Raw genomic sequence first — 23178 nt, forward strand, 5'->3', positions numbered from 1 at the left:
CACTTTCGAGCTGATCTGTCTTACTACCGCCGAGCGTTTTACGCAGGCCGTATTTTGTCACGTCTGCCAGGCATTTTCGTGACTATCGCGCTAAGTTTGTTTTGCCTTGCCAGCACAGCACAAGCCGCGGCCCACAAACTACCCAGCATTGCGCTTTACTACGGCGAAAAACCACCGCTTGATGAACTCAAAGCCTTTGATGTAGTGGTGGTCGAATCCGACAACCCAGGACTTGACCCCAATCGCTACCGCGAACTCAGCAACAACACCAGCGAACTGTTTGCCTATGCCAGCATTGGCGAGATCGAACCCAGTCGCCCCTACCTAAAAGACATACCCCAAACCTGGTTAAAGACTGTCAACACAGACTGGAATAGTCACACCATTGATCAGTCCGCCGCCGACTGGCCCGCCTTTTTTGCCGAACGGGTGATTGGACCACTTTGGAGTAAAGGCTATCGCGGCTTCTTTATTGACACGCTCGACTCTTATCAACTGTTTGCCAAAACCGATGCCGAACGCACAGCCCAAGAAGCCGGCCTGAAGCGCGTGATACGTTTGTTGCGACAACGCTATCCCGGCATCAAACTCATCTTCAATCGTGGCTTTGAAATCCTGCCCGATGTCGCCAATGAAGTGTATGCCGTGGCGGCAGAATCACTCTATCAACAATGGGTTCCTGCTACCCGCCGTTATCAGGAAGTCCCGGCCAGTGATCGCGAATGGCTGCTTGCCAAGCTCAATGAAGTCAAGGACAAATATCAATTGCCAGTACTGGCCATCGATTACGTTGCCCCAAAAAACCGGGCACTGGCACGCGACACCGCCAAGCGCATCATGGCGCATGGCTTCATCCCGTGGGTCACCAATGGTGATATCAACATGCTGGGCGTGGGAAGCGTGGAAGTCTTGCCGCGAAAAGTGCTACTACTTTATGACAAGCCGGTGGACGCAACCGAGAATGAGAGTGATGCATTGCGCTTTGCAGTCATGCCACTCAATTACCTTGGCTATAGCGTTGACATGATCGACATCCATCAAGGCTTACCCAATTATCCGCTGCGTGGTCGATATGCTGGCATCGTCACCTGGATGTCATCTGGTGACGCCGCCAATTACACAAAAGGAGGTGAAAGTACCTATGCCAACTGGCTTGGCCGTCAACTGGATGACGGGTTGCGTCTCGCCGTCTTTAATAATTTTGGATTTGAACTCGACAACAAACTGGCCAAACAATTGGGATTGGCACTCTGGCGTTCACTGAGCACGTATCAAGCACCAGGCCAGCAACTCAACATCAGTCAGCAGGATCCATTGCTCAGTTTTGAGTTTGCTGCCGCACCGAATCGCGGCATGATCGTACCGATCAAGCTCAACAGTCAGGGACACAGTCTGTTGCAGATTCAAGATGAGTTGGGACAACAATTTGACCAAGCCGCCATCACTGATTGGGGTGGTTATGCGCTTTCACCTTTTTCACTCATCAAGATCAACGCCATCAATCAGACCCGCTGGGTCATTCAGCCCATAGAGTTTTTACGGCGCAGTTTGATGCCAGCCGATCAACCGGAACTCGCATTACCGGCACCAGATGTCACCACTGAAAATGGTCGTCGATTGATGATTGTGCATGTCGATGGTGATGGCTTTGCCTCACGTGCTGAAGTTCCCGGTACGCCATTTGCCTCTGAAGTAATGCTTAATCAATTTTTAAATAAATATCGCGTCCCTTCTACGGTCTCAATCATTCAGGGTGAAATTGCCGCCAATGGGCTATACCCAAAACTATCTCCGGCTCTGGAAGATATCGCCAGAAAAATCTTTGCATTACCTAACGTAGAAATTGCCAGCCACTCTTTTTCCCATCCATTCATCTGGAGCAAACTGGAACAGGGCGGTACTAACGAGGCTGACTCATATAACTTGCACATCCCCAATTACCAATTTGATCTGGCCACTGAAATACAAGGCTCGGCTCATTACATTGACAGTAAGTTGGCGCCTGCCGGGAAAAAGACTCAAGTCTTTCTCTGGACTGGCAATTGCGTGCCAGGTGCAGATGCCATCGCCATGACTTACGCCAACCATCTGCTCAATATGAATGGTGGTGATACCTTTATCGATCGGCAACGTCCGACCTGGTCATTCATTGCACCATTAGGCATTCGCAAAAATGGTCAACTGCAAATCTTTGCCGCCAATCAAAATGAAAACGTTTATACCCATGAATGGACTGGCCCCTACTATGGTTTTGAAAGAGTCCTCGATACGTTTGCCATGACGGAAACACCCTACCGTCTCAAGCCCATCAATATCTATTACCATACCTATTCTGCCAGCAAGCCAGCATCCATCGGCGCCTTGGACAAGGCCTATCGCTATGCGCTGGCACAAGATGTCTTGCCTGTTTACGCCTCTGACTACATTCGCAAGGTGATCGATTTTGACAGCCTGACCATGTATCGTGAACTGGCCGAAGACAATACCGATCTGCACCGCATTCACATCAAGAGTCAAGGCGATATTCGCACCTTGCGTCTGCCAGGCAATGCCAGCGTGCCCGATTTGGCCAATAGTGAGGGCATTGCCGGTTATGCTGCTGGACCCAACGCTATCTATACCCATATGACTGACAAGACTGCCGTATTGAGCCTGCCCGCCGCACCTCAAACAGCCCTGCCTTACCTTGCCTTGGCAGCCGGTCGAATCAGCCAATTCAAACGCCAAGGCAATGCCATGAGCTTTCAGCTTGATATTCCTTCCGGATTAAATCAGGCCAGCATCACGCTGGGTAATAGCCATCGTTGTCTGGTCAGCGCCAATAACAAAATTTTGGCCAGGCAGAACCCGAGCAATCAACTGGATCAGTTCATCTTTACCACTTATGCAAAAGAATCGCAGCGCCAGCTGGTATCTATACGCTGCCCAGAGTGAACGGGAACGGCTCTTCACGCCGGTCATCGTCATCCTCTTCGGGCTGGCGATGGCGCTCGCCCTGTATTTGGTGTTTCCAGAAAAACGCCTGGAAGAACGACTGGCCAAAGCGCAAAAGGCCGACTCACTGACCATTGCCTATCTGAATAGCTGGCTGGCTGCCAAACCCGACGAAGATGCTTTGCGACTGGTATTAGCCCGACAGAATATTCAACTCGGCTATGACGACATCGCACGCGAAGCGCTCCAACCGCTGCTGCAAACTCATGATCCACACTTGCAAAATGAAGTACGTTGGTTACAGCTCGATATGGCCGAGCGGGAAGCCTATGCCTTGCCTGCGCTCTCACCCGAGCGTCTGGCTGCAATGGAAAAAGTGCGCATCGAGTTGCGCGCACTGACCAAACTGGATCAAACGCTGGAACGCCGCGAACTGCTCGCCAAAAAGGCCTTGGCACTGAATGACATGCCCTTGGCGGCACAACTCTATCGCCAGCTTGCCATTGCCAACCCCAATGGTTCTGCCGAGTTTTTCATTCAGACGGCCGACATTCTGCTCTCAACCGGTGACTATCGAGCCGCTGCCGAGATGTACTTCAAGGCACGGCAAAAGACAGCTGCGTATGAACGGCAACGCAGCCTGTTCTTGAAAGCATTGAGTATTTTACGTTCAGGCAATTTACTGACCGATGCACTCAAGCAAGCCGAATTACAGATTGGCAACCTCAGCGAGGATAACCAGACCTTGACTTATCTGGCGCAATTGGCGCGTGCCGCCAACCAGCTTGATCTGGCCGAACGATATGCCAAGCGCCTATTGCGCATGAGTTGGTGGCAGCAGTTATTGCAATGGTTGCAACTCGCCGACACAAAACCAGACTATGAAGAAGATGTACCGCAACTGGTCTTGGCCGCTTATCAAGCAGGCTTGAATGAAACGACCGATTCCAATATCAATACGAATACCGCACCAGGCAAGGTACTTAAACCCGATGCCTATGGTATCGGTATGCCCTTTAATGACGCATCCTATACCTTGGCCTATGAAATCTTTCTGGCCAATCGCAATCTCAACGATGCCATGCGCGTGGCAGAATCGGCCATAGCTCAAGTCCCGCAATTGTTGGCCTGGCATGAGCGCTTGGCTCTGGTGGCGCAATGGAATACCCGACCCGACATCGCCCTGCAGGAATGGCTGCATATCGCCAAGACCAGTAATAATGAAAAGGCCTGGGCTCAGGTATTAAGCATCGCCCCCGGTATGTTTGACTATGAAGCCTGGCTGGCTGGACTGCAGCACAAATGGTCGCACAGTCATGACACAGCACTGCTAAACGATATTGTCAGCCTCTATGAAAAACTGGGACAGCCTGATAGTGCCATTGCTTTTTTATCCAGCCAGATCAATCTGGGTGGCATTCGCAAACAGGCGCTCAGTGCGCAACAGCTATCCATACTCAAAATGCTCGCCGCCCTGGCTGAGCGCAGTGGCCGCCAGGACATGACGATTGCCGCCTATACCGCATTGTTGCAATTTCCCGATGAACAACTCGATTACGCCGGCAGAATTGCCCGTATCCATCTGATCAACAATCGTCCTGCCGAAGCCTGGCAGGTGTTGGCCAGCGTCCGCAACAATGCACTGCATCGACAGGATCAATTGCCGCTTGCCCAGCAGCAAGCCTACTGGCATTTTTATCTGGAGCTGGCTGGTCTTACTCATCATGACAAAGAAACCGGTTTTGCTTACCAGCAATTGCTGGCACTGGAACAGTTCAATGATTTTGATCTGCAAAATCTGGCCGAGTATTATCGTGCCAATCAGGCCGATCAGCAGAGTGCTTTGGTCAATGAATATCTGGCGCGCCGCCACCCTTCGGAAAACAGTTATCGGCGTGCCTTTGCTCAATACCTCGGCCTGCATGACTGGCATGCCATAGCACGCATGCTGCAACTCCTCACCGAACCGACACACGCAGCTTTGCTGGATCAGCTTAATCAGAATCCAGATTTTCTGGCACAACGTGCTTTTTATCAGCAATCGATTGGATTGCTGGATGGCGCACTGAACGATTATCGACACGCGCTGATCATCAAGCCTGATGCCCTCGACAATCAAGCCGCCTTGCTTTGGTTGCTGCTGGCCAAACATGATCGCCCGGCCATTGAGCAAATGTTGATCGACCTGCGGGAACCGGCCGAACAAAACAGTGTGTTGTGGCCAGCTTTTAGTGCGGCCCATATGCAGTTGGGGCGTCCTGCACAAGCCTTGATTTACTTCCGCAAACAGGCACCGTCCAACCAACATGATTATTTATGGCAATTGGGTTTTGCCGAATGCCTGGATGCCAATGGCATGAGCGACGCTGCCTGGCAGTTACGCCGTCAGGTCTGGACTGGCTGGCGGCGGCAAAGTGGTTTGCTATTGCGCAATCAGCAGCTCACCAGCAAAACGCAAGCAGGTCTGAAGCCCGAACAACGCCATGAGCAAGCGCTGCGTCTGGCTGGCCTGGCACAGCAATTTGCCCCAGGCGACGATTCACGTTCATTACTCACGCAACTGGTTTATCAGGATCGTGAACAACAGCGCTATCAATGGCAAGACTTCTCCAAGAACGATCTGGCACTGGACAATCCCTTTGTGGATGAAACCCTGTCGGGGAAGGGCTTGCTCAAACAGCTTAAAAAAATAGCAGCTCAAGACAGCGTCAGGCGTGACAATGGGCGTAGCCGAAATGTTAGAAATCCCGCATCCTATGCCAGTATTGACCATCAACTGCACAAGCTGCCTGCCAAGGTCTTGCCGGGCATGGCTTGGCAAGCTGATCAGACTGATGAACTGAATCCTGCAAGCAATCGCGTCTCAGCAGTGGTCAAGGAACTCAAATTGGCCTACCTGCTTTCCAATGAGGCCTATGATGCCGCTCATGCATGGTTACTGGCCAATTACGCACAATCGCTGTCACAACCCAGTTGGGCAAGGTTGTCGCTGGCATTGGCCGAAGAAGATCACCAGTCCATGCAAAACCTCATGGATACCCTGGAAGACTGGCTGCCTGCCGCCGATCAGGTGGAAGCTGCAAAAAAACTGGGCAATCATCAACAGGCCGAAACGCTGGCCTTTAACCAACTGAACCAGACACCCGAGCATGATGATGTGCATCGTCGCGTGGTTGAAACACTGCTGGCCACGCCGGAAGAAACCAAACAGATCAATCTGAGCCATGTGCAGACCAACCAATATCCCCTGCATTTGTTGACGACACGTGTTGATGCCACCCTGCCCGGCTATGGCTTACGGTATGGTCAATTTCGTCTTGGCGTATTTGCCAGTGACACCACACAATCGAGTGATGCACCAAGCTTGCTGACCAATCTGCCCCGTCACGATCAAACCGTTGGCCTGACCGCACGTCTGAAACACGCTTTGGGTCGCACACATCTGACCCTGTTTGAACGCAAGGCGGTGGCTAGTCACAGTGGTTTAAAACTGGATCATGAGGTCACCCCGGCGCTCTTACTTGATGATCGCTTGAGTGCCAACTTCAGTCTTGGTCGCAATCTGCTGGCCAATGAAAGCGGCAATCTGCGCGTTACGGGGATGAAAGATCAGTTTGAAATGAATCTAGCGTGGCGCGTATCGCGCTACGAAACCATCAGTATCCAACCCAGTTGGCAACGCTACTTCAGCCAGGATCGTCAATATCTGGGTAGCGGACAACTCATCAATCTGGAAGCCAGCAGCCGCGCCCGCCTTGAATATCCGGATCTGACAGCGCGATTAGATGCCACTTATGCGCGCTTCAATGCCAATGGCTCGGTCAGCAATCTGCTGTTGCCTATCGTGCCCGGTAGCACGACGATCAGCCCCAACCTGTTTGTACCGCGTGGCTATACACAATTTGGCTTGAGTCTGAGCAGTGGTGACAATCTCAACCAGGATTACACCCGCGCATTGCGACCTTTTGCAAGTGCCGGGATTAGCCACAACAATGTGACTGGCAAAGGGTACAATTTACGTGCCGGTTTAGCGACCAGTATTGTTGGTACTGACCATCTGGCTATCTTCATGAGTAAATCCAGTGCCACACCTGGAAATCCGGATGGATTCAGAGAGTTTGGCGCACAATATCGCTGGTATTTTTAATCGGTAAAAGATCAGTAAAAGGACAGGATTTTGGTTTCATTCCATTGCACCCAAGCATTATTAAAAAGATGGCTGTTGGCTTCCGGTTTATTTGCTGGTATCTTGCTCATTAGCGCCTGTTCCACGCTGGATATCGGCAAGGCACCAGCATTTGCGCCTAAAGCAGCCTGGGTGCTATTGCCCGTGATGAATCACACCGAAACACCGCAAGCTGGCTTACGTGCGGAAAATATTATTGATAGCGTCATGCGCACTGACGGCAATGTTTCCCTGCAACACTATCCTGCCGACCTCAATACCGAATCCCTGTTTGAACCAGCCGAACGCAAAACAGTAGAAAACGCGTTGCAATGGGCCAAGTCGATTCATGCTGCTTATGCCGTCACCGGCTCGGTAGATGAGTGGCGCTACAAGGTTGGCGTGGATGGCGAACCCGCAGTTGGCATGACCTTGCGTGTGTGGGATGTGCAAAGCGGACAGGTGGTGTGGAGCGGCACCGGCGGCAAAACCGGCTGGAGCCGTGAAGCCCTGTCTGCCGTGGCACAAAAGCTGATTCGCTCGCTCCTCGCCCCGGTTGCCCAATCTGCACAGGCCAGCACACGCCAATGAGTCTGCAACTGGAGTCGCCAGACTCTTGGTCGAGCCGGGTATTCAAATTACTCTTTCCACGTAAACCCAGGCATACCAATAGCCCAGTATGGTTATGGGCCGCGATTGAAAGCATTTGCTTTCCGCTGATCGCACTGGCGGCAGGCTTCTGGTTACGGCGCGATGACCCGTTCCTGTTGACTGAAGGCTTTCCCTGGATGTGGATCATGCCCACTATAGTCGCGTTGCGCTATGGTTCCGTTACCGGCACAGTGTCTGTGGTGACATTACTGCTGGCCTGGTTTACCGGCTTGCGCCTCGAATGGCTGCCCGCCGATCTTGAGTTTCCACGCATGTTTTTTTTGGGTGGACTGGTCCTGATTCTGATCTGTGGTCAGTTTGCCGACGTCTGGAACTCGCGACTGCAACGCGCCAAGGCCGTCAACGGTTATCTGGATGAACGTCTGACGGCACTCACCAAAAACCACTTCCTGCTGCGCCTGTCACACGAACGGCTGGAACGTGACTTGTTGACCCGCCCCACCACCCTGCGCGAAACCCTGGTCAACCTGCGCACATTAGCGGCGCGCTTTAAACCTGGCGATACCCACCCCACGGCAGCCTTACCCGGCGCCAAAGAATTCATTCAGTTATTGGCACAAACCTCTCAGCTGGAAATTGCTTCGTTATATTCCGTAGAAAATATGCGGGTACAAGAAAATCCCGAAGCCAAACTCGGTGATACCCATGCACTCGAAAAAAATAATGGTTTGCTCACCCATGCCTTGCAAACTGGCGAACTTTCGCATCTGCAAAAGGCTGATGTGCAAGCACGGCGTGATGCCACCACCTCCAATGTCGAAACTTACCTGGTCTGCGCGCCGCTGGTCGATAGTGGTGGCGACACCCTAGGCATGCTGACAGTTGAGAAGCTGCCTTTTTTTGCGCTCAACTTTGAAGCTCTGCAACTGCTTACCGTGCTGTGTGGCTATTATGCCGATGGCGTATTGGCCGCCAAGGCGGCACGTCCGGTACTGGAACTGGTGCCCCATTGCCCACCGGAATTTGCGCTTGAAATCGTGCGTCTGCATCGCATTCAACAACAGGCAGGACTGGACTCCGCTCTTGTTGCCCTGGTCTTTGAACTGGGCACGACACTGGACATCAAGCGCTATACCGAATCACTAGACTTCTTTGAACAGGTCAAGCGTCTGCGCCGTCAGATCGATGTGTTCTGGGAAATTCAAACGCCGGAACGCAATGCCATCATTACCCTGCTACCACTGGCGGGTGGCGCGGGTCTGGAAGGTTATCTGACACGGATTGAATCGGCCTTGCACATGCAAACCGGCAAACGTTTTCTGGAAGCCCGCATTGGCAGCCACACCGTCATGCTGGGCCTGCAATCACCGCAACACACCTTGGCCAACCTGGTCGCACTGTGCCATGTTTAGTCTGCTCAAAATATTGCCCGTTGCGATTGCCACCGAACTGGCTTCGCTGGGCTTACTGTTTTTGCGTAGCCATCAAACCAGCTATCTGCTCGCCTACTTTTTATTGCACGGGATTGCCAGTATTCTGCTTGCGGTGGTGCTCTCGCCTTTCATGCCCAAACCTTACCATCGACCACGTCGCTGGTTGATCCTGTACTTGTTTGCCATCAACTTCTTTATCCCCATAGCGGGTTTCATCATGATGCTGGCAGGTTTTGTCATCAGCCGACTCTTGCCCAAGTTATCGGGGCTGAAACAATACGAATCGATTGCCGTGCCCGAGTACAACACCCATCGCGATCATGAAGGCACTGGTTTTCGCAGCGGCCAGGTACGCGCTCGTCTCAGTAATTACTCTGTTCCGGTAGACAACCGTTTGCAAGCCCTGCTGGCGGTACAGGATGCCCCCGCTCGCGCTACCAGTGGTATTTTGCGTGAGCTGCTGACCGACCCGATGGAAGACCTGCGCCTGCTGGCCTACGGCCTGCTCGATGGCAAGGAAAAATCGATCACCCAAAAAATCATGAACGAGCGGGAAGCACTGAAAACCGTGCATAACAGGCGCGAAGCCAAGCAGATGCATAAACGCATTGCCGAGCTGTATTGGGAGCTGATCTATCAAAACCTGGTACAGGGTGATATGGCCACCTTTGCCGCGCAGGAAGCGTTTGAACATGCCGAACTGGGACTGGAACAAGATCCAGATGATGCCGGTTTGTGGTTTTTGCTGGGCCGGATTGGTCTGTCCCGTAATGATCTGCTGGCCGCAGATGAAGCCCTTGGCTTTTGCGAACTGCGTGGTTTTCCGCGCGAACGGTTACTCCCCTATTTGTCCGAATTACGTTTTCGGCAGCGCCGTTTTGACGATGTCCGCCAGCTGATGCGTGAGCAGGCGCAGTACGCCAACTCTCCTGCGCTGGTACCCATTCAAAATTATTGGGCAGCCGCATGAGTCACCCACCGGTTCACCCCAAAGCCACTGAAGTGGATGTCATGCTGCTGCTGGAAGGCACCTTTCCCTATGTGAGCGGTGGGGTGTCCAGCTGGGTCAATCAGATCATTCGTGGCTTTCCCGAATACCGCTTTGGTGCGGTCTTCATTGGCAGTCAGGAAAGTGATTATGGCGAGATGAAGTACGCCCTGCCCGATAACTTTGTGCACCTGGAATGTCATTATCTGCACAGCAAACATGCTGTACCCCTGGCTGCCGACATGCACAAGCTGACCGGTAAGAAAGGCGCGCTGGCCAGCATGCAACATACCCATGATGTATTGCGCGACAAAAAAGGCGCGAATGTGACCGAGCTATTTGAGGTCATGCAATCCATCACGCAGGAAATGGGGCCAGGTGGGCTGATGGGTAATGAAGAGTTTTTATATGGTCGCCAATCCTGGGACTACATCACCCAGCAATATCGGGAGCGCTGTACCGACCCTTCTTTTGTCGATTACTTCTGGACGGTGCGCATCATGCATGCGCCGATCTGGACACTTTACAAAATCACCCAGAATCTCATTCCAGCCAAAGCCTTTCACTCGATTTCCACCGGCTATGCGGGTTACTTGGGTGCCATGCTCAAGGCCAAATACAAAAAACCACTGATTCTGTCCGAGCACGGCATCTATACCAAGGAACGCAAGATCGATCTGTTTCAAAGTGAATGGATTGCCGATAACCGCGGCGTATTTGAAAAGGATACTTCGCAGCTTTCCTATTTTCGTGACTTGTGGATTCGCTTCTTCGAGTCACTGGGACGTATGTGCTATGCGGCCTCAGATGACATCATTGCACTGTATGAAGTCAACCGATTGCGTCAGGTCAAGGATGGCGCTCCTGCTGAACGCACGGCCAATATACCCAATGGCATCAACCTGCCGAGGTTGGCTGCTCTGCGGGACAAGCGCCCGGCCGATCCACCTCCCGTGCTGTGCTTGATTGGGCGGGTGGTGCCGATCAAGGACATCAAGACCTTCATTCGTGCCATGCGTTCAGTGGTCAACCAACTGCCTGATGCTGAAGGCTGGATTGCTGGCCCCGAAGATGAAGACCCGGCTTATGCGCGTGAATGTCATGCGATTGTGGAAGGCTTGGGGCTGACCAATAACGTCAAGTTTTTGGGCTTTCAAAAAATTGATGAGCTCATGCCCAAAATCGGTCTGGTGATCCTGAGCTCCATTTCCGAAGCCTTGCCGCTGGTCTTGCTGGAAGGTTTTGCCGCTGGTGTGCCAGCCGTGGCTACCGACGTGGGTTCATGTCGGCAGCTCATGTTTGGCCTTGACGACGAAGACAAGGCGCTCGGTGCCGCCGGGGATGTGGTACGCATTGCTGATCCACAAGCACTGGCACAAGCCTGTGTTGATCTGCTGGGCGACAGGGCGCGCTGGACCCAAGCTCAGGCAGCGGGAATTGCGCGCGTTGAAAAGTATTACACCCAGGACATGATGTTTGGTAAATATCGTGACCTCTATCAAAAGGCCATGGCACCAACCAATACGCTTTCTGAGAATGGTGATACCAACAATAGCGACTTGACTACCTCCACCAATAATAGCAATGCTGCACCTTTGCGTTGCCCCATCACCGGACATCAGGCCTGAATCTCATGGCAGGCATCGGCTTTGAACTTCGCAAATTGCTCAAGCGCGACACGCTGCTGGGCATGCTGCAGGCTTATGCCTATGCAGGCATCATCAGCTCGGGCCCGTGGATTTTATCGATTGTGGGAATTCTCATCATCGGTCTGGCCAGTGTCACGATTGTTGTCCCCTCGTTTTTGATTACCCAGTTTCAGGTTTCCGTCACCTACCTGATTGCCGCTTCGCTGATTCTCACCGGCACGCTGCAGCTCGCCTTTACACGTTTTACCGCCGACCGCCTGTTTGAAAAACGCAATGATATTGTGCTGTCCAACTTCAATCTGGTGTCACTCACCGTCACCCTGGCGGCTGGCATATTGGGTGCACTGGCGGCCGTGTTTCTTTTTCCCGAGCAAAGCATTTTGTATCGGCTGATGATGCTCGGCGGTTTTGTCATCATCAGCAATATCTGGATTGCCACCATCTTTTTGTCAGGCATGAAGCAATACAAGGAAATCGTACTGCTCTATTTTCTGGGCTACAGCATTTCGGTGGTGGCCGCGATGCTATTGCGGCACCTCAATCTGGAAGGCCTGCTAATTGGCTTTATCACCGGGCAGATCGTACTGTTGGTGGGCATGATGGTCATGATCCTGCGCAACTATCCGGCGCGCCGTTTTATCTCGTTCGAAGCTTTCCACAAAGACAAGTTTTATCCCAGTCTGGCCTGGATCGGCCTGTTTTACAACCTCGGCGTGTGGATCGACAAGTTCATGTTCTGGTACTTTCCGGCTACCAGCCAAAATGTGATCGGGCCGTTACGCGCTTCACTGATTTATGACTTGCCGGTATTTCTGGCCTATATGTCCATCATCCCCGGCATGGCGATTTTTCTGGTGCGACTGGAAACCGACTTTGTCGAATTTTATGATTCCTTCTACTCCGCCGTGCGCGAAGGGGGCTCACTGGAGACCATTGAGAAAAGCCGTAACGCCATGGTCGACACAGTGCGTTTAGGCATTTATGAAATCATCAAAATTCAGGCGATCGCCACACTCATGCTGTTTGTGGTGGGTGATAACCTGCTGCGCTGGCTGGGCATCTCGGAACTGTATTTGCCGCTGCTCTATATCGATGTGATCGGCGCCAGTCTGCAGGTGGTATTTTTGGGCGTGGTCAACGTTTTCTTCTATCTCGACAAGCGCCGCATCGTGCTTTTTCTCACTGGCCTGTTCGTGGTACTCAATACCATTTTCACCGCCATCACCCTCTACCTTGGTCCGGCCTTCTACGGCTATGGCTTTGCCATTGCCATGCTCTGCGTGGTGCTGCTCGGTTTTTACCTGCTCAACAGTAAACTCGACTCACTCGAATACGAAACCTTCATGCTGCAATAATGTGGAGATATACTATCCACCAGTAAAAAACAAGAATCAATATATAAGCACTTGAGCACCTATATTTAGCCTATACTCCTTAAAAAGTACCTTCTTAAGACTTGCAGCAGCAGAAAATTCCGCTCCTAAACGACAAACCCCGCTTGATGCGGGGTTTGTCGTTTTACCAGGTTGATGAATCAACCCAGCAGGCACACGATTTATTTCAATGCAGCAAAAGCGGCGTCACGAATCGCATCGACTGAACCAACACCTGCAATCTTGCGATATTGCGGAGCGATGGCATCACCGGTTGCCGACCATTTGGAATAATAATCAACCAAGGGCGCAGTCTGATCACGATACACATCCAGACGTTTTTTGACGGTGTCTTCACGGTCATCATCCCGCTGAATCAGGTCTTCGCCGGTCACGTCATCTTTACCTGCCACTTTGGGTGGATTGAATTTGACATGATAAGTACGACCACTGGCCACGTGAACACGACGACCACTCATCCGCTCGATAATGGCTTCGGAAGGTACATCAATTTCCAGCACATAATCAATCTTGACGCCAGCATCCTTCATGGCATCAGCCTGGGGAATGGTGCGTGGAAAACCATCAAACAGATAGCCGTTGGCGCAATCAGCTTCTTTGAGACGATCCTTCACCAGACCAATGATGATGTCATCGGATACCAGACCACCTGAATCCATCACTTTTTTGGCTTCCAGACCCAGGGGCGTGCCTGCCTTGACTGCAGCGCGCAACATATCGCCGGTGGAAATTTGCGGGATACCAAACTTTTCTTTAATGAACGTGGCCTGAGTACCCTTGCCTGCACCGGGTGGTCCCAACAAGATTAAACGCATAGATTCTCCAAAGTTAGATTTAATTGAATGTTTATCTGGTCAGGGTGCGTGAATGATCACTGCTTGGTGAGTCTCCTTGCCCAACCTGCTGCGCGCTTTGAGCAACGCTGCATGCATCAGGCAGAAAGCTTTAATTATAAGAACCGCCAATTCTACCGATTTTATTTACATGAAGCTGAATTGTCATAAAAGAGGCGTACTCTTGCCAAATCTTCTGCGGTATCCACCCCTGCCTGAGAAGCCGCATGGCTTATATGCACGGCAATCTCAAAACCATGCCAAAGCGCGCGCATCTGCTCAAGTGCCTCAATCTTTTCAATGGGTGCCACCGAGAGCTTGGGATAAGTCTTCAAAAAGCGGGCACGATAAGCATACAACCCCACATGGCGCAACGCCATTTCATGAAGAGCAACCGGCAAGGGCTGGTCTGGATCCAGTTGCAGCAGACCGCCCGTGAAGGCATCACGCGGCCAGGGTTGCGGCGCACGCGAAAAGGTCAGCGCCCGGCCCTGTGCATCCAGGGTGACCTTGACGATATTGGGATTAAGAAAATCAGCCATGGTAAGAATGGGATGCGCCACCGTGGCAATCGCACAATCAGGATAATCAATCAGAGCCTGCGCGGCCGACTCAATGAGGGCCGGATCAATCAACGGCTCATCACCCTGGACATTGACGATGATGGTGTCATCGGCCAGACCCAGCAACTCAACCACTTCCGCCAGACGATCGGTACCGGAAGGATGATCGACTCGGGTCAGCACCGACTCGAAGCCAGCCTGCAAAACCGCCTCATGAATCGACGGATCATCAGCGGCGACCACAATCCATGCACCTGTTTTGGCAGCCTGCTCGGCCACCCGCACAATCATTGGTTTGCCAGCAATATCGGCCAACGGTTTATTGGGCAACCGCGATGAAGCCAGGCGTGCCGGAATCACAATTAAAAAATCTGCCATCAAAGAATCCGCTCTCAATGCACCGCGTTCAGGCTGAATGACCAACGGCTGTCGTTCCATCCAGATGACGGGCCTCATCAACCAGCATGACGGGAATGCCATCCCGAATCGGAAACGCCAGTTTGTCCGCGGGACAAAGCAGTTCCTGCTCGGGTTTGTGATATTTCAACGGCCCTTTGCACAGCGGGCAAACCAGAATGTCCAGCAAACGACTATCCATTTAACTTCCTCAAAACAAGTGCCAGCAAGGCAGGATCAAGCTGGGCCTCTATTGGTACATAAGCCACCCGCGCATCATTGGCGATGGCTGCAATAGCTTGGCATTTTACTGCATCCTTCTCGGTCATCAGGATCAGATCCACCTCGGCACCAGGCAGGGTAAAGCCTGCAAAATCAAAATGATCGGGCAAGGCCTGTGTTTGTGTCAGCGTCAGGCCACGCTGTTGCAACATCTGAAAAAAGCGTTCTGGATGGCCAATCCCGGCGCAAGCATAAGTCGCTTTACCAGTCAGTGCGGTGAGCGGCTGCTTTTCTCCAGACTTCAAATAAATGGCTTGCTGCATACTTAAACGCATTGCCGTGGGTGCTGGCGCTAACAGCTCAGTGGCCTTTTGCAGCAGCGCCTCATTGGGTTGACTGCTACCCAAGTTGATCACATTGGCATCACGCTTGCGCCATAAGGGTTCACGCAAGGGGCCTGCTGGCAGCAACCAGCCATTGCCTGCCAGACGTTCATCAAAAATCGTGATCTCGATTTTGCGTGGCAAGGCATAGTGCTGCAAGCCATCATCAGAAATAATCACGTTGCACAAAGGCTGTGCCTTGAGCAATGCTTTGGCGACAGCTGGCCGATTACGCCCAACCCAAACCGGCACGGCGGTACGTCGTGCAATCAGTAAGGGTTCATCACCAACGGCACTGGCCAGGCTGTTGAATTTCACCTCAGTGCTATCGCTGGTGCGTGCTTGTGTACCACCATAGCCGCGCGCCACCACACCCGGACGAAAACCGGCGCGCGCCAATGCCTCGACCAAAGCAATGACCATCGGCGTTTTGCCGGTGCCGCCAACCGTTAAATTACCGACAATCAAAACTGGCACAGGCAGTTTTTTGCTTGGGAAAATATGTAAAACATAGGCAAATCGACGCAGCAGACTGAGCAGACCAAACAGCCATGACAGCGGCCAGAGCAGCACTGTCAGCCAGTTGCGGGATTGCCAGCGTTGCGGCAGGAGCGTCGCCAAAGAGATCATAAAGTCAGACTGATTACCAACCCGACCAACCGCAGGGAACACAAACGTGGCAACCCGGGCTAGGCAACACTTTATTGTGCCGTGGTCTGGGTAGCGATGGTCTGCTGGTGAATGCCAACATTGCGAGCGGCTTCCATAATATTCATGACGGATTGATGAGTTGCATTACCATCCGCATAAATGATCAGAATCGCCGGCACACCATCAACCTGGCCATTGGGTGCTCGCTCACCCAGCAATGTGCTCAGATCAGCTGCATTGCGGGCGTTAACTGGTTGACCATCAATGGTGTATTTGCCTTCGGCATTCACCGACACCAACACTTCAACTGGTTTAGCCTGGGCTGGATCATTGATGGCATTGGTGGATGGCAGATTGATCTGCAGTTCCGCATATTTTTGATAGGTGGTGGTGACCATCATGAAAATCAGAATCACCAGCAATACATCAATGAAAGGAATCAGATTGATTTCTGGTTCTTCATTGCCAGCCGTGCGGTGGCGGGAACGACTGGAACGAAAGTTCATACATCCAGCCCCGGACGATGCTCACCAGTACCGGATGGCTTGTATACCAGTCCTTGTTCGAGAAACTTGAGTGACTGGTCTTCGAGCTGCAACAACAGGACATCAATCTTGCCGCGCAAGACACGATAAAAAATCAAGGTGGGAATCGCCACGGCCAAACCAAAGGCGGTGTTGATCAAGGCCACCGAAATACCATGCGCCAACTGCTGCGGATTGGCCACCACAGCCGCGCTGCTGCCTTGCGCACCAAAAATTTCGATCATGCCAATCACGGTGCCAAACAAACCCATCAAGGGAGCAATCGAAGCAATGGTACCCAGTGCATTGAGATATTTTTCGAGCTTGGCAGCCACGGTATGCCCGGCATCTTCCAAAGCTTCTTTAACACCTTCGCGTGATGGACTGGGCGTCAGCGCCAGATAACGCAGGCCTGCGGCCAAGACAAAACCGAGTGGCGAATTACGGCCGAGCTTTTCAACTGCCTCCACCGTAAGCTGCTTGTTACGCACCACACTCAGCACTTCGGCTAACAAATGGGAAGGAATGATCTTGTCACGGCGTAAAGAAAGAAATCGTTCAATGATCAACGACACCGCGATTACCGAGGCAATCAGTAAAGGATAAATCGGCCAGCCCGCACTTTGAATGATGGAAAACAAACTGCCCCCTAATTATTGGTCAACTGATGCGCATTTTTAAGTTCTGCGCTCCTGCCATTGTAGCCAGATATCTTGGCACCACATCGTGCATCCGGCATCATCCAATGGCGCTCGCCAGCACCGCTACATAGCCTGCCATTCTACCGCTTACCTGGCAATTTCAAACCTGTTTTACATCATGTCGTGATTTGAGAACTTATCCCAGCTTTCTGTGGATAAAGTTGTGCATATCGCACTGCAGCAAACCTTTTTGACCTGATTTTGCGCCACCCAATTGGTCCCGCTCGATTTTTAGGCAGTATCACAGACGTCATCAAAACCCGCAAAAAACCTCAAAATACATCATACTCACCCGGAGTAAATACTATAACTGACTTGATAAGTGCGTATTTATTAGGTCTATTTTTTTACTGACCCAGAGTATCAGAAAGACCGAAATACCAGCACCGCATTGGCACCGCCAAAAGCAAAAGAGCTTGAGAGTGCCGCGCGCAGTTGCGGGGCCGAACGTGCGCCTGTGGGTAGATAGTCCAAATTACAGTCCGGGTCAGGTTGTTCCAGATGTGCTGTGGGCGGTAGTTGCCGCTCACATAGAGCCTGAATGGTAATGATCGCTTCCAGCGCCCCGGCAGCCCCCAGCGTGTGGCCGTGCACGGCCTTGGTCGAACTGACTGCCAATTGATCGGCATGCGCACCAAAGGCCGCCCGAATGGCTGCTGATTCAACCTGATCACCCGCCGCTGTGGCGGTGCCATGTGCATTGATATAGCCAATATCAGCGGCATTCAAGCCAGCGCAGGATAGAGCCTGATGGATCGCCCGCACTTGCCCGGCCATGTCCGGCTTGGTCATATGGGTGGCATCATTGCTGCTGCCATAGCCAGCCAGCTCGGCAAGAATCACCGCACCGCGTGCCTGCGCCGATGCCAGGGATTCCAACACCAATGCAGCGCCAGCCTCGCCAACCACCAGGCCACTACGGTTGGCAGAAAATGGTTTGCAGGAACGCGAGCAATCGCTTGGATCGGCAACCGCCAGGGTCCGCAAAGCCTCCCAGCTTTTCAGCACGCCGGTAGTAAGCATGGCTTCAGACCCCCCCACGACCGCCCGTTCCGTCACACCCAGGCGAATGGCGCGATACGCCTCGCCAATCGCCTGCGCTGAAGACGCGCACGCACTCGAATACGTCAGCACCGAACCATGCATGCCATATTGCAAGGCAATATGAGCCGCGGTGGAATTATTCATGGTGGTCATGATGGAAAATGGTCGAACCCGGCCTTTACCCTCCAGAAACAGATCGATATATCCTGCTTCCAGCGAATTGGCACCGCCCATTGAAGAGCCCCAATAAACGCTGGCTTCATCCAGCAATTCAGGCGTCACATTGAGCCCTGATTGCATCACCGCCTGACGCGCTGCATACACACCCAGTTGCGCTACACGATCCAGCAGGGATAACTCGGAACGGGAGAATTGCGCAGCGATATCAAACTGTACCGGCGCCACCACGCCCGCGGCAAGCTGGGTTTTAGCCACCGCCTGCAAATTTAATTGCGCCGCAAAAGATGCGATCGAGACGACGCCAGAATGTTGTTCCAGCGCATGCGTGTAGATTTCTTCTGGCGAACTGCCAATGGATGCAATGGCACCCATGCCGGTAATGACAACGCGATTGAGTGTCATCCGGTGACCCGTCAACCTGCTTTCTGGCTGACCAGGCGATCAATGGTATCGGCAATATCACTGACCTTTTTCAACTCGGGACGCTCATCGCCCAGTTTGACACCAAACTTGTCTTCCAGATCAAAGATCAATTCAATGACGGTCAGCGAATCCGCACCCAGCGTTTCCAGCTCGGTATCGGCAGTAATCGTGGCAGCATCAACATCCAGCCGTTCAGCCAGCATGGGAATCACAACATCAATGGATTGGGTCGTCATAGTAAGTCGTTAACAGGGAAACAATGGCATCTTGCCAAAATCAGGCCACTTGGACAAGTGTCGGCTTGCCGCCGAGCGGCAGAACATTATTGACAGGCTCGGGAGCTTCGTTTTTATGAATGGCATATTGATCAAAGAAAGCAATCGTTTCCGATGCCACCTGATCTTTGTCATTATCCAACGTCACCATATGATAGCTATTATGCAGCAGGACCTTGCGCTGGATCGATGAACTGATCCGTGATTCGATCAGATTAGCGCTCTTGATACTGGTGACATCATCTTCCAGGGCATGCACAATCAGGGTGGGCACAGTCACATCACGCAACTGCCGCTTGACTTTGCCAATCAGACGGTGCGCCTGATAAATGCCCTCACCCGAAAGACTGGCTGCGCCCGCAATCGAATTGGTTTTGGCCTTCATTTCGGCCTCAATCCAGCGGCGCATATTTTCATTTTTCAAACCGTAGGGGAAACGTTCTTTATATTTCCAGACATGTCGCAAGGGTGTGTGCATTGCCAAAGGCAATAGCACCTTGGAGCGTGGTAAACCCCAACCATCATAAGCCAGCACCGGCGCCAGCAAACCAAGTGCCGCCACATCACTACCACGTCGAATCGCCAGTTTCATGGCCAATACCGCACCAATACATAGGCCGGTCACACTGACAGTATCGTGGTGACGCTTGAGGTCGTTGAAATGATTTTCAACCTCCGCCAGCCAATGCTCTGCCGTAGCCACTTTGGTGGTACCTAAAGTGGCAAAACTATAGCCCTTGATGACCGGCGCCCGGACTGCATAACCTGACTTGGCCAACATACGGCCAACATACTGCATCTCTACCGGGCAGCTCAATAGCCCGTGCAAAGCCAGTACGGCGTGTCGACCACCTTTCCATTCCAATGTTTTCATCACCATTCCTAGCCGAGCTCTTGTTGTGTTTTTTTAACGGATCAAGAACCGGGCGGTTTACGAGCTACTGTTTTTATCTTCAGATTTTTTATCATTTTTCTTCTGACCGATGCGTGTTTCTGCTCCCGCAAAAAGCTTTTTGATATTGCTGCGATGTCGCAGAATTAACACTATGCTCATGATACCAACTGCCAAGGCAATTGGTTTGATCCCAAATAATAAGAATGTGTAAAACGGCGCAAATATAGCTGCCATTAGTGCTGCGAGCGACGAATATTTGAAGGCATAGGCCACCACCAGCCAAGTCGTCAAGGTTGCCAAGCCAAGCCAGCCATTAACGGCCAACAAGACGCCCAGCGCTGTGGCCACACCTTTACCACCCTGGAATCGATGCCACAATGGAAAGCAATGACCCAAAAACACGGCCAACACGACCATTGCCTGCCCTAAAGCAGAAAGTCCAAATTGTGGTCCAAAATAATTGGCCAGAAACACGGCCAGCCACCCTTTGAAACCATCGCCCAATAGGGTCAGTAACGCCGCAGCTTTATGACCAGTCCGTAAAACATTGGTAGCGCCAGGATTTTTTGAACCAAAGGTGCGCGGGTCTTGCAAGCCATAGACTTTGCTCACCAGAACAGCAAAAGAAACCGAACCGAGTAAATAGGCCAATAAGGCAAAAATGATGTCGATCTGCATGGTGTTCAGTCAAAAATGACAGGAGCCGCATATTAACAGGCGCAGCTGAAGGAATACTTAATGAGCATTCAAATGTCTTGGCAAAATCAGTATCGCGTCCAGTCCACCCTCACGACGATTACTCAAGATCAATTGGCCACCATGTGCCTGAGCAATATCGCGGGCAATCGACAAACCCAGACCAATTCCACCTGACGCTTTTGAACGTGACCCCTCAATCCGGTAAAACGGTTCAAATACCCGATCCAATTCCTCAACCGCAATACCAGGCCCCTTGTCGCTAATGACAATCGTCACTTGCTCATCTTGATCAATGACACGCACGTCAGCACTCTCACCGTAACGCAGGGCATTTTCGATCAAATTGACCAGACAACGTTTGAGAGAAAGATGTTTACCCTGAAAGGGTGTCGGCTCGCCAGCCACTGTCAGGCGACTGGCCTCTTCGCCCATCCCTTGATGAATCTCGTTGAGCAAAACAAGCAAGTCAAAAGTCGTATCGGACTCGGTCTGAATCACGCCTCGGACAAAATCCAAGGTTGCTTCCACCATTTGTCGCATCTCATCAACATCATTGACCAGCTTGACGCGCTGATTACCCGGCTCAAGCATTTCAAGTCGAATCCGCAAGCGGGTCAGCGGCGTGCGTAGATCATGCGAAATCGCCGCCAGAATTCGGGTTCGGTCATCCAGATAATTCATCAAGCGGGTTTGCATCTGATTAAATGTTCGCGCCGTCGAACGCACCTCCAGCAATCCTGTTTCAGGCATTGGCTCACGGCGCAAATCACGCCCCAGAGCCTCGGCAGAATTGGCCAATTGTTTCAGCGGCCGCATCGCCAGGCGGGTGGTCGCCAATGCCACGACAATCACCATCACCAGGCGCAAAAACATGTCCATCACCAGACGAGACAAAGCAAAACTCGGACGATTGCTGGGGTCTTCGTAATGAAAACGGACGATCTCGCCATCCCGCAAACGCAACTGCACCCAATAATCAACGCTGTAATGCTCCAGATTGGTCGAATTACCGACTACCGCAGTTGACATCAAACGCATCCGCTCAGATGATTCGGCGCTGACCACTTGCGCCTGGATATGCCGGTCATTACCCAGGCGGGCCCTTAATATCGCCACAAATAAATCTGACTCGGCGCGTTCATCAGTCACGTCCGGCAATTTGGTTTCGGTTTCAAACAGTTCGGTTTTCAACCCAACCTGATTGAGATAACTTAATTGAGCAAGACGACTTTCACGCGGCACGCTTTCCAGCAAAGTCACCCGATCATCAATCCTTTTGCTGATGTGCAGCAGTGAACTGCGTAACATCAGATCATCGAGCTCATTAATCAGGATCAGACCACCGATAATTTCACTGATCAACAAACCGCCAACAACGATCAGCACGATACGAACAAAGAGGGATTGGGGTAAAAACCGATTTATCATATGTCAACCTGGCGCCACGATGAGGCGCTTATACTGATAAGTTTAACAAGTCGCCCACCAGTCATTACAAACATGAATCCAATTCGCATCCTTGTCGTCGATGACGACCCCGATTTGCGCGAAGTTCTTTGCGAATATCTGACCACACAGCGTTTTGAAACCTATGGCGCCGCCAATGCGACCGAAGCCTACCAAATGATTGCAGCCCATTCACTCGATCTGGTGATTTTGGATCTGATGCTGCCGGGCGAAGACGGTTTTGCCATCTGCAAACGCCTGCGGCAAGAAAAACAACATTTACCCATCATGATGCTGACTGCCCGTGGCGAACGCGAAGATCGCATTATTGGGCTGGAACTGGGTGCCGACGACTATATCGTCAAGCCATTTGATCCACGAGAACTGGTAGCACGAATCCGCGCCATCATGCGGCGGGTTGACAAACAAGGTGATTTTAAAATGGCTGAAGCAGGCAAGCTGCGCTTTGGCCCTTTCACCCTCAATATTCAGGCGCATTGCCTGGAAAAGGATGGTTCCCCCATCATGCTCACTGCCGGTGAATTTGAACTGCTGCGAATTCTTTCGGAAAACCCCAATCGTGCCTTGTCACGCGACGAGTTATCACAGTTTTATCGCGGCAAGGAATCGGACCCACTGGATCGCACCATTGATGTGATGATCTCTCGGTTACGTAAAGTGCTGGAGCCGCTACCAGGCAATCCCACCTATATCCGCACGATTCGTGGCTCGGGTTATATGTTTGTTCCCAACTTATAGGCTGAGCCT

Annotated in this window: 19 protein-coding genes; 8 read left to right on the top strand and 11 right to left on the bottom strand. The window is 52.0% G+C overall.

The annotated features are described in order from the left end of the window. Positions 1-78 precede the first annotated feature (78 nt). From ACMYR3_RS13025 to pelG, 7 genes are read left to right on the top strand one after another with little or no spacing between them, the layout of a single operon-like run. Positions 79-2934 carry a bifunctional glycoside hydrolase 114/ polysaccharide deacetylase family protein gene (locus tag ACMYR3_RS13025; RefSeq protein ID WP_424192365.1) on the top strand — a complete coding sequence of 952 codons (2856 nt, stop codon included), beginning with the start codon at positions 79-81 and terminating at the stop codon, positions 2932-2934. Continuing rightward, on the top strand, positions 2885-7081 hold the full coding sequence (locus ACMYR3_RS13030) for a tetratricopeptide repeat protein (protein ID WP_424192366.1): 4197 nt from the start codon (positions 2885-2887) through the stop codon (positions 7079-7081). Before ACMYR3_RS13025 ends, ACMYR3_RS13030 begins: the two co-directional genes overlap by 50 nt. Before the next feature lie 30 nt (positions 7082-7111). Beyond that, a complete protein-coding gene (locus tag ACMYR3_RS13035; protein WP_424192367.1) occupies positions 7112-7690 on the top strand; it encodes a penicillin-binding protein activator LpoB in 579 nt (192 codons plus the stop codon). After that, a complete protein-coding gene (locus tag ACMYR3_RS13040; RefSeq protein ID WP_424192368.1) occupies positions 7687-9123 on the top strand; it encodes a PelD GGDEF domain-containing protein in 1437 nt (478 codons plus the stop codon). Before ACMYR3_RS13035 ends, ACMYR3_RS13040 begins: the two co-directional genes overlap by 4 nt. Further along, the gene (locus ACMYR3_RS13045; protein WP_424192369.1) at positions 9116-10114 is read left to right on the top strand and encodes a hypothetical protein; all 999 of its coding nucleotides are present in this window, start codon (positions 9116-9118) and stop codon (positions 10112-10114) included. Before ACMYR3_RS13040 ends, ACMYR3_RS13045 begins: the two co-directional genes overlap by 8 nt. Beyond that, complete coding sequence (gene pelF, locus ACMYR3_RS13050) at positions 10111-11760, top strand: GT4 family glycosyltransferase PelF (RefSeq protein WP_424192370.1); 1650 nt, start codon at positions 10111-10113, stop codon at positions 11758-11760. Before ACMYR3_RS13045 ends, pelF begins: the two co-directional genes overlap by 4 nt. A 5-nt stretch (positions 11761-11765) precedes the next feature. After that, complete coding sequence (gene pelG, locus ACMYR3_RS13055) at positions 11766-13136, top strand: exopolysaccharide Pel transporter PelG (protein WP_424192371.1); 1371 nt, start codon at positions 11766-11768, stop codon at positions 13134-13136. Positions 13137-13336: 200 nt separating this feature from the next. Here pelG and adk read toward each other — a convergent pair whose 3' ends face one another. From adk to ACMYR3_RS13110, 11 genes are all read right to left on the bottom strand, one after another. Further along, positions 13337-13990, bottom strand: a complete 654-nt coding sequence (gene adk, locus ACMYR3_RS13060) for an adenylate kinase (protein ID WP_424192372.1) — start codon at positions 13988-13990, stop codon at positions 13337-13339. A gap of 161 nt (positions 13991-14151) precedes the next feature. After that, the gene (kdsB, locus tag ACMYR3_RS13065) at positions 14152-14949 is read right to left on the bottom strand and encodes a 3-deoxy-manno-octulosonate cytidylyltransferase (protein ID WP_424192373.1); all 798 of its coding nucleotides are present in this window, start codon (positions 14947-14949) and stop codon (positions 14152-14154) included. A gap of 28 nt (positions 14950-14977) precedes the next feature. Next, the gene (locus tag ACMYR3_RS13070; RefSeq protein ID WP_424192374.1) at positions 14978-15169 is read right to left on the bottom strand and encodes a Trm112 family protein; all 192 of its coding nucleotides are present in this window, start codon (positions 15167-15169) and stop codon (positions 14978-14980) included. Further along, on the bottom strand, positions 15162-16202 hold the full coding sequence (lpxK, locus tag ACMYR3_RS13075) for a tetraacyldisaccharide 4'-kinase (RefSeq protein ID WP_424192375.1): 1041 nt from the start codon (positions 16200-16202) through the stop codon (positions 15162-15164). The genes ACMYR3_RS13070 and lpxK overlap by 8 nt, the downstream gene beginning before the upstream one ends. Before the next feature lie 71 nt (positions 16203-16273). Then, positions 16274-16729 (bottom strand): ExbD/TolR family protein, encoded by a 456-nt coding sequence (locus tag ACMYR3_RS13080; protein WP_424192376.1) that lies wholly within the window; start codon positions 16727-16729, stop codon positions 16274-16276. Then, positions 16726-17388, bottom strand: a complete 663-nt coding sequence (locus ACMYR3_RS13085) for a MotA/TolQ/ExbB proton channel family protein (protein ID WP_424192377.1) — start codon at positions 17386-17388, stop codon at positions 16726-16728. The genes ACMYR3_RS13080 and ACMYR3_RS13085 overlap by 4 nt, the downstream gene beginning before the upstream one ends. A gap of 423 nt (positions 17389-17811) precedes the next feature. Continuing rightward, positions 17812-19074 (bottom strand): beta-ketoacyl-[acyl-carrier-protein] synthase family protein, encoded by a 1263-nt coding sequence (locus ACMYR3_RS13090; protein ID WP_424192378.1) that lies wholly within the window; start codon positions 19072-19074, stop codon positions 17812-17814. Between the two features lie 11 nt (positions 19075-19085). Beyond that, a complete protein-coding gene (locus ACMYR3_RS13095) occupies positions 19086-19331 on the bottom strand; it encodes an acyl carrier protein (RefSeq protein ID WP_424192379.1) in 246 nt (81 codons plus the stop codon). Positions 19332-19371: 40 nt separating this feature from the next. Then, positions 19372-20244 carry an alpha/beta hydrolase gene (locus ACMYR3_RS13100; protein ID WP_424192380.1) on the bottom strand — a complete coding sequence of 291 codons (873 nt, stop codon included), beginning with the start codon at positions 20242-20244 and terminating at the stop codon, positions 19372-19374. A 57-nt stretch (positions 20245-20301) separates the two neighbouring features. Next, positions 20302-20943: a glycerol-3-phosphate 1-O-acyltransferase PlsY gene (plsY, locus tag ACMYR3_RS13105; protein ID WP_424192381.1), complete on the bottom strand. Its 642-nt coding sequence runs from the start codon at positions 20941-20943 to the stop codon at positions 20302-20304. A 57-nt stretch (positions 20944-21000) separates the two neighbouring features. Further along, entirely contained in the window at positions 21001-22392 is a 1392-nt protein-coding gene (locus ACMYR3_RS13110; RefSeq protein WP_424192382.1) for an ATP-binding protein, read from the bottom strand. A 72-nt stretch (positions 22393-22464) separates the two neighbouring features. On the opposite strand from ACMYR3_RS13110, the gene ACMYR3_RS13115 reads away from it, so the two are divergent. After that, on the top strand, positions 22465-23169 hold the full coding sequence (locus ACMYR3_RS13115) for a response regulator (RefSeq protein WP_424192383.1): 705 nt from the start codon (positions 22465-22467) through the stop codon (positions 23167-23169). Positions 23170-23178 lie beyond the last annotated feature (9 nt).

The sequence above is a fragment of the Ampullimonas aquatilis genome (assembly GCF_049675895.1).
Lineage (GTDB): Bacteria > Pseudomonadota > Gammaproteobacteria > Burkholderiales > Burkholderiaceae_D > Ampullimonas > Ampullimonas aquatilis.